This window comes from Fuscovulum blasticum DSM 2131 (assembly GCF_003034965.1).
Classification (GTDB): domain Bacteria; phylum Pseudomonadota; class Alphaproteobacteria; order Rhodobacterales; family Rhodobacteraceae; genus Pseudogemmobacter; species Pseudogemmobacter blasticus.
In genome coordinates this window covers 123,518-133,049 of record NZ_PZKE01000002.1, presented here as the reverse complement: position 1 = coordinate 133,049, position 9,532 = coordinate 123,518, and the positions used below count along the sequence as shown (strand labels likewise).

Genomic DNA, 9,532 nt, shown 5'->3' with positions numbered 1-9,532 from the left:
GGTAGCGGGGGCCAGCCCCCGCACCCCCGGGATATTTTCGGACAGATGAGTGGCCGGCGGGGTTGCCCGGGGTTTGCGGGGGCATTACTGTTTTTGCCGACGCCGGGGATTTTCCGGCGTCTGGCCTGAGGGAGAGACATCCTTCGGGTCTGGCTGGAAGACCTGCCGCGGACCGGGGTTTCCCGCCTCTGCGGGCGGCCCGGCCCCGCGGCCCAGATGCAAAAGGAGCCGCCTCGTGGCGCTTGATCTTGATTTCGTTCGTTCGCAGTTCCCGGCGTTTTCCTCGCCCGTGCTGTCCAGCCATGCGTTCTTCGAAAATGCCGGGGGAAGCTATCCCTGTGCGCAGGTGGTGAACCGGCTGACCCGGTTCTACACCGACCGCAAGGTGCAGCCCTATGCGCCCTATCCCGGCGCGCAGGCCGGTGGCGCCGAGATGGACGAGGCGCGGACCAGGCTGGCGGCCATGATGGGCGTGAAGCGCGAGGAAGTGTCCTTCGGCCCGTCGACCAGCGCCAATACCTATGTGCTGGCGCAGGCGGTGCGGCAATGGCTGCGCGGCACGGATGGCGCCATCGTTGTCACCAATCAGGACCATGAGGCGAATTCCGGCGTGTGGCGGCGGCTGGCCGACGAGGGGATCGAGGTCCGCGAATGGGCACTTGACCCGGCCACCGGGTCGCTGGACCCGGCCGCGCTTTCGAAGCTGCTGGCCGATGGCAAGGTGCGGCTGGTGTGCTTCCCGCATTGCTCGAACGTCATCGCGGAAGTGAATGATGTGGCAGCGATTTCCGCGCTTGCGGCGGCGGCTGGCGCGCGCACGGTGGTGGATGGCGTCAGCTATGCGCCGCACGGCTTCCCCGACATTCCGGCGCTGGGCTGCGACGTCTATCTGTTTTCGGCCTACAAGACCTTCGGCCCGCATCAGGGCATCATGGTGCTGCGTGAAGCCTTTGGTTTCGAACTGCCGGGGCAGGCGCATTTCTTCAACCATGGCACGCTGTACAAGCGGCACACGCCCGCCGGGCCGGACCATGCGCAGGTGGCAGCCTGTGCCGGCATGGCCGATTACATCGACGCGCTGGCGGCGCATCATGGCGTGTCGGGCGATCCGGCGGCGCGGAATCGCGGCGTGCATGATCTGATGCGCGCGCAAGAGGCGGCGGTGATCCAGCCGCTGCTGGACTATCTCTCGGCGCGCAATGACCTGCGCCTGATCGGGCCGCGCGATGCGGCGCTGCGCGCGCCGACAGTGGCGGTGGAACTGGCCGGCGCGGCCGAGCCGGTGTCGGAAGAACTGGGCCGTCGGGGCATTGCCTGCTGGGCCGGCGACTTTTACGCCGTGCGCCCGTTGCAGGCCTTGGGCATTGACCTGGACAAGGGCGTGCTGCGGATGTCGGCGGTGCATTACACCAGCCCCGATGATGTGGCGCGGCTGATCACGGCGCTGGACGCGGTGCTGTAGCCAAACGCATCTGTTCGCGCGATATTTCTGCGTCCGCAGGGCCCGTGGCGGTGATCCGCCCGCGGCGCTGCGGCGTAGGATAAGGCGTGACAGTGCAGGCAGGGCATGACCGAAACACCGTTGATCCTTTGGTTCCGCCGCGACCTGCGGCTGGGCGACCAGCCAATGTTGGCGGCGGCGGTGGCTACCGGCCGACCGCTGTTGCCGGTTTTCGTGCTGGACCCCGAGACCGAAGCTCTGGGCGCGGCCCCGAAATGGCGGCTGGGTCTGGGCATTGACCATTTCGCGGACCGGCTGGCCGGGGTCGGGTCGCGGTTGACCCTGCGGCGCGGCCCGGCGCTGGCGGTCTTGCGGGCGCTGGTGGCGGAAACCGGCGCGGGCGGCGTGTGGTGGTCGCGGCTTTACGACCCCGTGTCGGTGGCGCGGGACAGCGCAGTGAAGGCCGCGCTCAAGGCCGAGGGGCTTGAGGCGCGATCCTTTGCCGGGCATCTGCTGCATGAACCGTGGGAGATTGAAACCGGGCAGGGCGGTTTCTACCGCGTGTTCACCCCGTTCTGGACGGCGCTGCGCGGCCGGCCGGTGCCGGCGCCGCAGCCTGCTCCGGTGGCGCTGCGCGGCCCTTCGGCCTGGCCTGCATCGGACCGGCTGGCGGATTGGCGGCTGGGCGCGGCGATGAACCGGGGGGCGGCGGTTGTTGGCGCGCATGTCCGGGTGGGCGAAGACCGCGCCCGCGCCCGGCTGGGCGATTTTCTGGACCGGATCGCCCCGGATTATGCCGAGACGCGCGATTTCCCGGCCATCGACGGCACATCGCGCCTGTCCGAACCCCTGACCTATGGCGAGATCGGCATCCGCGAGGTCTGGCACGCCGGGTTTCGGGCCATGGAGATGGGCGCGCGGGGCGCGGGGGCCTTCCTCCGCGAACTGGCCTGGCGCGAGTTCAGCTATCACCTGCTGCACCACACGCCCCAGATCACCTCGGCCAACTGGCGGCCCGAGTGGGACCGTTTCCCCTGGGCTGGCGACAGCCCCGAGGTTGACCGCTGGCGGCGCGGCCAGACTGGCGAGCCTTTCGTCGATGCCGCCATGCGCGAGATGTATGTGACCGGCACCATGCACAACCGCGCCCGGATGATCGTGGCCAGCTACCTGACCAAGCACCTGCTGACGCATTGGCGCCTGGGGCAGGACTGGTTCGCCGACTGCCTGACCGACTGGGATCCCGCCGCCAATGCGATGGGCTGGCAATGGGTGGCCGGTTCCGGCCCGGATGCCGCCCCCTATTTCCGCATCTTCAACCCCGCCACGCAGGCCCAGAAGTTTGACCCCGAGGGGCGCTATCGCCGCCGCTATCTTGACAAGGCATCGCCCGAGGCGCGGTCGTTCTTTGATGCGGTGCCGCGATCCTGGGGCTTGCGGCCCGATCAGCCCGCACCGCCGCCGCTGGTCGATCTGGCCCGGGGCCGGGCGCTTGCCCTTGCGGCCTATGCCGATGCAAGGGCCTGACCTGGTGCGACAATCCTGAAACCATGATATCAACAGCAAGATCCGCAGGGAGCGACATGGAGATCCTGACTTCGGCCGAGGGCCAGCCCGGACTGCCGCGCTATTTCAAACAGGTGTTCCGCCTTGCCAGCCGTCTGGGCGAGGGGCGGCTGGATTTTGCCCTGCCGGACGGGCGGCGCTTTCGCATCGAAGGGGCAAAGCCCGGCCCGGTGGCCGAGATCGACATCCAGTCGCCCGACCTGTTCGCCCGGCTGATCCGTGAGGGCGAGTTGGGCTTTTGCGATGCCTATCTGGATGGCGACTGGACGACGCCCGACCTTCAGGCCTTTCTGGACCTGATCCAGTCGCCGGCCAACAATGTGGTGAACGATGCCTTTCCCGGCATGGGTTTGGTGCGCGCCTTTGAAAAGCTGCGTTTCTGGCTGCAATCGAACAGCCGCCGGCAGGCGAAGCGCAACATCGCGGCGCATTACGATCTGGGCAATGATTTCTACCGGCTGTGGCTGGATGACAGCATGACCTATTCCAGCGCGCTGTTCCGTACCGGGCAGGAAAGCCTGGAGCGCGCGCAAGAGGCGAAATACGAAAGCATGGTCGATCTGATCGGGGCGAAGCCCGGCGATCACGTGCTGGAAATCGGCTGCGGCTGGGGCGGTTTTGCCGAATATGCCGCCGCCCGCCGCGGCCTGCGGGTGACCGGGCTGACCATCAGCCAGGCCCAGCATGACTATGCGGTGGACCGCATCCGCAAGGCGGGCCTTTCCGACCGGGTCGAGATCAAGTTGCAGGACTATCGCGACGAGCGCGGCGCCTATGACGGCATCGCCTCGATCGAGATGTTCGAGGCGGTGGGCGAGAAATACTGGCCGGTCTATTTCCGCACGCTTTATGACCGGCTGAAACCCGGGCGCAACGCCACGCTGCAGATCATCACCGTGCCCGATGCCCGCTGGCACAGCTACCGCCGGGGGGTGGACTTTATCCAGAAATACATCTTCCCCGGCGGCATGTTGCCCTGCCCCTCGGCCTTGCGGGCCGAAGCCGGACGCGCGGGCCTGACGGTGGCCGGGTCGATGGAGTTCGGCTCCAGCTATGACCAGACGCTGCGGCGCTGGCACGAGACCTTCGACGCCCGCTGGTCCGAGGTTCGGAAGCTGGGGTTTGACGAGCGGTTCAAGCGGATGTGGGACTTCTACCTCACCTCTTGCGCTGGCGCTTTCCGCGGTGGAAACTGCGATGTGACGCAGATCACGCTCAGGCGACCGGATACCCCCTGACCATGCCAACCGCTGCCAAGCTTGTCGCCGCCTTGTGGTTTGCCCTTGTGGGCTGGCTGGCAGCAAATGCACATGTGCCCACGCTTGGCCAAGGCGCTTCGGTCGGGCTGTTCCGGGAACTGACCGCGCTTCTGGGGCTGGTGATCGGCTGGCGGGTGATGGGGCGGCTGGTCGGGCAGGGCTATGCCCAAGGCGTGGGGTCGGGCTTGCGCACCTCGGTCACGCTGGCGTTCTTTGCGCTGTTGCTGTTCAGCATCTACCTGATGATCAAAAGCTCTTTCGTGGTGAACGGCTATGACGGCCCGATGGATGCCGTGTTGGGCGCGTTCGAGATCATGCTGGAACAGGGGCGCAAGATGCTGACCATCGGCGTTCTGGGGGTGCTGATCCTGGGCGGCATGATCGGTGGCCTGGTTGCCGAGGCCGCAGCGAGGCGCTGGCGGTGACATCCGAACCGGGCGAAGGGGACGACGCGCGCCTGTCGGACGCGCAGCTTCGGGCGCTGATTTTGGGCAGGGATGGTCAGGGGGCCGCGCGGTTGGCGTTCTGGCAGGCCGCGACAGGTGGGCTGGCCGCGCCGGATGCCGCGCTGGAACGGCAGCTTGCCACGGACATTCTGGCCACGATGGGGCAGGTTCCCCCCGAGCGGTTGCGCGCGCGGCGCGGGCCTATGCTGGCGCGGGCGGCCTCAGCCCTGCGGGCATCGGCGGCCTTGTCTCCGGCCGGCCTGCGCCATGCGGCGGCCCCCGGCGATGTGGCGATCAGCCACCTGTCCCATGATTTCAACGGTTTCTTCGCCGTCGAAAGCCTGACACTGGACCACCGGCGCTTTGACGGTGCCACCTTGGGCCCGGTCCGCCGCGAGGTGTTTGTCGCCTGCGATGCGGTCACCGTGCTGCCCTGGGATCCGGTCCGCGACCGGGTGTTGCTGGTTGAACAGATGCGCGTCGGGCCGCTGGCGCGCGGTGCGGCCAATCCCTGGCAGCTTGAGGCGGTGGCAGGCCGTGTCGATGCCGGCGAAACGCCCGAACAGGCCGCCCGCCGCGAGGCGCGGGAAGAGGCGGGGCTGACGCTGGGCCGACTGGTTCAGGTGGCAGCCTATTATCCATCGCCCGGTGCGGTGTCGGAATTCCTCTGGTCCTATGTTGCGCCGGTTGACCTGCCGGATGGCCGCGCCGGCATTCATGGTCTGGCCGAGGAAGCCGAGGACATTCGCGGCCATCTGCTGCCCTTTGACAAGGCGCTGGAACTGGTTGCCAGCGGCGAGATCGCCAATGCCCCGCTGATCCTGACGCTGTTCTGGCTGGCGGGGCAGCGCGACACGCTGCGCGCCGCCCTGATTTGATCACATCTTGATTGTGCCGCCCGCCGCGCCATAAAGGGCACGAAGCGCGAGGAGACTGCATGGACGACGCCGACCGCAAGATCCCGACCCATGAAATCACCTACGCCCGGCTGCGTGACATGATCCTTTATGGCCATCTTGCGCCCGGCCAGCCCGTGACCATTCAGGGCCTGATCGCCGGTCTGGGCGCCGGGATGACCCCGGTGCGCGAGGCGATTCGCCGGCTGACGGCGGAAGGGGCGCTCTTGCCGCAGGGCAACCGCCGCGTCGCTGTGCCGCCGATGACGGCGGACATGCTGGATCAGGTGGCCTTCGTCCGCCTCGCGGTCGAACCGGAACTTGCCCGCCGCGCCGCTGCCCATGTGACCCCGGCGCTGATCGCCCGGCTGGCCGCCATCGACGACCGGGTGACCGATGCCGTCGAGGCCGGACAGTTGCCCGATTACCTGGCCGCGAACCACGCCTTCCATTTCACGCTTTACCAAGCCGCCAATGCGCCTGTCCTGCTGGATCTTGCCCGCTCGCTTTGGTTGCGGGCCGGGCCCAGCCTGCGGGCGGTGATTGGCCGCTATGGCCGCTCGGCGCTGCCCGACCGCCACCACGAGGCGCTGGCCGCAATGCGCGCCGGGGATGCAGAGGCCCTGGCCGCCGCCATCGCCCGCGACATCCAGCAGGGCATCGACCATGTCCGTCAGGCCCTGACCGAAGGCGGTCTCTGATCGCGACCTAAGCGGAGCGCCCGCGCAAGCGCGGACGCACACCTTTTGTCTCGCCTCTGGTCCGCGCGGGGCGCGCGAACCAACCGGCTCGGGCGTGCCTCCGGCGGGGATATTTTCGGACAGATGAAATGCAGGGCCTGCTCCTGCCCATTCATCTGTCCCCATATATTCCAGTGTGCAGGGGAAGCGCCCCCGCTCTTTCTTAATTTGATCAAATTTCTTGAAGCCCCTCCGGTTTGACCTTAAGCTGGTCCAAAGCGGGGCATTCGGCCCCGGACGATTCCGTCAGGAGGCCCCGATGAACATGATCACCAACCATCTGCCCACGGCCGAGCTGCAGAAGCTGGACGCGGCGCACCACTTCCATCCCTTCACCGACAAGGCCGGGCTGGCCGCCAAGGGCGCGCGGGTGATCCTGCGGGGCGAGGGGGTCTGGCTGACCGACAGCGAAGGCCATCGCATCATCGACGGCATGGCCGGCCTGTGGTGCGTGAACATCGGCTATGGCCGCAAGGAACTGGCGCAGGTCGCCGCGCGTCAGATGGACGAGCTGCCCTATTACAACACCTTCTTCCAGACCACCCATGTGCCCGCCATCGCACTGGCCGCCAAGATCGCCGAACTGGCGCCGGGCGATCTTAATCACGTCTTCTTTGCGTCTTCCGGGTCGGAAGCGAATGATACCAACATCCGCCTTGTCCGCCGCTACTGGGACGTGAAGGGGATGCCCTGGCGCAAGACCATCATCGCGCGCTGGAACGGCTATCACGGCTCCACCATGGGCGGGGGCAGCCTTGGCGGGATGAAGCCGATCCACGCCCATGGCGGCAAGATCGACGGCATCGAGCACATCGACCAACCCTACTGGTGGGCCGAGGGCGGCGACATGAGCGAGGACGAGTTCGGCCTGGCCCGGGCACGTCAGCTTGAAGAGAAGATCCTGCAGGTCGGGCCGGACAATGTGGCGGCCTTCATCGGCGAGCCGGTGCAGGGCGCGGGCGGCGTGATCATTCCGCCCCGGACCTATTGGCCGGAAATCCAGCGCATCTGCCAGAAATACGGTATCCTGCTGATCGCGGACGAGGTGATCACCGGGTTCGGCCGCACTGGGCAATGGTTCGGCAGCCAGACCTTCGGCATCAAGCCGCATATCATGACCATCGCCAAGGGCCTGTCCTCGGGCTACCAGCCGATCGGCGGCAGCATCGTCTGTGATGAGGTGGCCGAGGTTGTGGGCGGCGCGGGCGAGTTCTTCCATGGCTACACCTACAGCGGCCATCCGGTGGCGGCGGCGGTGGCGCTGGAAAACCTGCGCATCATGCAGGACGAGAAGGTGGTCGAGCATGTCCGCGACGTGGCGCACCCCTACCTCAAGGAGCGCTGGGACGCGCTGGCCGAGCATCCGCTGGTGGGGGAGGCCAAGCTGGTGGGGCTGATGGGGTCGATCGCGCTGACGCCGGACAAGGCCAAGCGCGCCAAGTTCGCCGGGGAAGAGGGGACGGTGGGCTATCGCTGCCGCGAGCGCTGCTTTGCCAATGACCTGATCATGCGCGCCGTGGGCGACCGGATGATCATCGCGCCGCCGCTGGTCATCACCCCGTCCGAGATCGACATCCTGGTTGATCGTGCGAAGAAGAGCCTGGACGAATGCTATGCCGGTCTGAAGAAAGACGGGCTGCTGGTCGCCCGGGAAGGCTGACCGGACGCGCGCGCCCCGGCTTTGGGGCGCGCATCGTCTGACATCGGAATGCGCCACTGCCATTGCTCCGGTGCCCGAAAGGGCCCGGGGCCTTTGTGCAAAAGGCGGCATCCGCCCCCTTGTGCCGGATGGAGGCGTGGTTCTCAGGCCGCCAGAAGCGCTGCGGCCTGATAGCCGCGCAGGCACAGCCGTGCTGCGCGGGGGCTGTTGGCCGCGCGATAGGGGCCAGGGCGCGGCATGGCTTCGGCACCATCGACCTGGATCAGCTCGTCCTCGATGCCGGGCAGGTAGCTTTCGGTCGGCGCCCCTTCCGAGAACAGGATTTCGTGCCGGTCCAGCAGCAGATGGAAATAGGTCACTTCCGGTTGCGGGATCTGCACGGCCAGGCCCGACCTGACAAGGTGAATGGCCGACACAAGAACCTCAGCTTCGCCGAACAGCAGTTCAGCCCGTGGACCACGGATCAGAACGCGGTGCTGCGGCGACAGCCACAGGTCGCGGCGGTTGCCGAACCTGCCGGCGGGCACCTTCACCGGGGCATGATACCCGTCTGCGGCAACCGTCGTTTGCAACAGGCGCCGCAACGGTTGCAGGCCGTTGTCCAGCGTGACCAGCATCTGCCCCGCCTTCAGCGTTTCCACGGCAACTTCGCCCTGATCGGTCAGGATGCGGGTGCCTTCGGCAAAACAGGCAAGGTTAGCGTAGTTGATCGGCGCCGAGTTCGACGTGACCGATCTGTTGAAGGTATAGGGTTGGCCCGGCACAAGCGGTTCGGTGGAAACAAGCCCGTGAACGGGGCCGGAAAAATAACCGTCGCCGCCGAAATGCACCGTGATCACCCGCAGGGAACTGCTGGTGCTGTAAAGATCATAAGCCGAGTTGATGGTGGTTCCGGCCGGGCGGGTGATGCCGTTTATCGTGACCGCTTCAGCCAGTTTCTGACTTGGGTCCACTTCCTGAAACTGGTCGTTGCTGTCGTTGACCAGAACCCGTGTCGGTTTTGCCCCGGGCTTGAGCGTCAGCGTGTAGGGAAGGGTTCCGCTGAAATTTCCGCTTCCGTTCTCGGCCGGGATCGCGGTGGTGAAGTCAGACGGACTGTACACATAAATATAGTGACTGGGCATGATCGGCTTTCACTGGGCACGGTCAAAAGAAGTGCGAGGATTGGCAATGTCAACCTTCTGAAATGACGCTGCGACGTTTCGCGTGGGGGCTGAAGGTGGCGTGATGGCGCTGCCTGTCTGGCAACAGCCGCCCCCGCGCCATGAGGTTTCCCGGACCCTTGCCTTCCGCGCAGGCGCATCCCTTGGCCATGATGGGCGGCCTTTGTGGCGGCCGATCCCGCCCGGTTGAAGTGCGCAAGACAGGCGGGAAGAACCTGCACCCGGGCGATGTCTCCGGGCGGGCCCGGCGATGAAGACCCGCCGCGACAGTCAGGCCTTCTCTTGCCGGGGGCAAAAAGGGAAGGGCGTTGCTGGTCCGGGTGGGTCCGCGTGACTTGAGTTTGCCGCGAGGCTTGCCTAC

General features: G+C 66.7%; 8 protein-coding genes. 7 read left to right on the top strand and 1 reads right to left on the bottom strand.

What is annotated here, in order from left to right; translation table 11 throughout:
- Positions 1 to 235: 235 nt before the first annotated feature.
- The 7 genes from C5F44_RS02775 (at position 236) to C5F44_RS02745 (ending at position 8,008) form a co-directional block, all read left to right on the top strand.
- The gene (locus tag C5F44_RS02775; protein ID WP_107671989.1) at positions 236 to 1,462 is read left to right on the top strand and encodes an aminotransferase class V-fold PLP-dependent enzyme; all 1,227 of its coding nucleotides are present in this window, start codon (positions 236 to 238) and stop codon (positions 1,460 to 1,462) included.
- A 105-nt stretch (positions 1,463 to 1,567) separates the two neighbouring features.
- The gene (locus tag C5F44_RS02770; protein ID WP_107671988.1) at positions 1,568 to 2,968 is read left to right on the top strand and encodes a cryptochrome/photolyase family protein; all 1,401 of its coding nucleotides are present in this window, start codon (positions 1,568 to 1,570) and stop codon (positions 2,966 to 2,968) included.
- A 56-nt stretch (positions 2,969 to 3,024) separates the two neighbouring features.
- A complete protein-coding gene (locus tag C5F44_RS02765) occupies positions 3,025 to 4,245 on the top strand; it encodes an SAM-dependent methyltransferase (protein WP_107671987.1) in 1,221 nt (406 codons plus the stop codon).
- A 32-nt stretch (positions 4,246 to 4,277) separates the two neighbouring features.
- Positions 4,278 to 4,691 carry a TrgA family protein gene (locus tag C5F44_RS02760; RefSeq protein ID WP_181318163.1) on the top strand — a complete coding sequence of 138 codons (414 nt, stop codon included), beginning with the start codon at positions 4,278 to 4,280 and terminating at the stop codon, positions 4,689 to 4,691.
- Positions 4,688 to 5,590, top strand: a complete 903-nt coding sequence (locus C5F44_RS02755) for an NUDIX domain-containing protein (RefSeq protein WP_107671985.1) — start codon at positions 4,688 to 4,690, stop codon at positions 5,588 to 5,590. Before C5F44_RS02760 ends, C5F44_RS02755 begins: the two co-directional genes overlap by 4 nt.
- A gap of 59 nt (positions 5,591 to 5,649) precedes the next feature.
- Positions 5,650 to 6,309 carry a GntR family transcriptional regulator gene (locus C5F44_RS02750; RefSeq protein WP_107671984.1) on the top strand — a complete coding sequence of 220 codons (660 nt, stop codon included), beginning with the start codon at positions 5,650 to 5,652 and terminating at the stop codon, positions 6,307 to 6,309.
- Between the two features lie 298 nt (positions 6,310 to 6,607).
- Positions 6,608 to 8,008 (top strand): aspartate aminotransferase family protein, encoded by a 1,401-nt coding sequence (locus C5F44_RS02745; RefSeq protein WP_107671983.1) that lies wholly within the window; start codon positions 6,608 to 6,610, stop codon positions 8,006 to 8,008.
- A 143-nt stretch (positions 8,009 to 8,151) separates the two neighbouring features.
- On the opposite strand, the gene C5F44_RS02740 is transcribed toward C5F44_RS02745, so the two are convergent.
- On the bottom strand, positions 8,152 to 9,132 hold the full coding sequence (locus tag C5F44_RS02740; protein ID WP_107671982.1) for a Hint domain-containing protein: 981 nt from the start codon (positions 9,130 to 9,132) through the stop codon (positions 8,152 to 8,154).
- Positions 9,133 to 9,532 lie beyond the last annotated feature (400 nt).

Excerpts from the sequence above, each read along its gene's own strand:
- C5F44_RS02770 (WP_107671988.1), top strand. The coding sequence starts at position 1,568 with ATGACCGAAACACCGTTGATCCTTTGGTTCCGCCGCGACCTGCGGCTG.
- C5F44_RS02765 (WP_107671987.1), top strand. The coding sequence starts at position 3,025 with ATGGAGATCCTGACTTCGGCCGAGGGCCAGCCCGGACTGCCGCGCTAT.
- C5F44_RS02750 (WP_107671984.1), top strand. The coding sequence starts at position 5,650 with ATGGACGACGCCGACCGCAAGATCCCGACCCATGAAATCACCTACGCC.
- C5F44_RS02745 (WP_107671983.1), top strand. The coding sequence starts at position 6,608 with ATGAACATGATCACCAACCATCTGCCCACGGCCGAGCTGCAGAAGCTG.
- C5F44_RS02740 (WP_107671982.1), bottom strand. The coding sequence starts at position 9,132 with ATGCCCAGTCACTATATTTATGTGTACAGTCCGTCTGACTTCACCACC.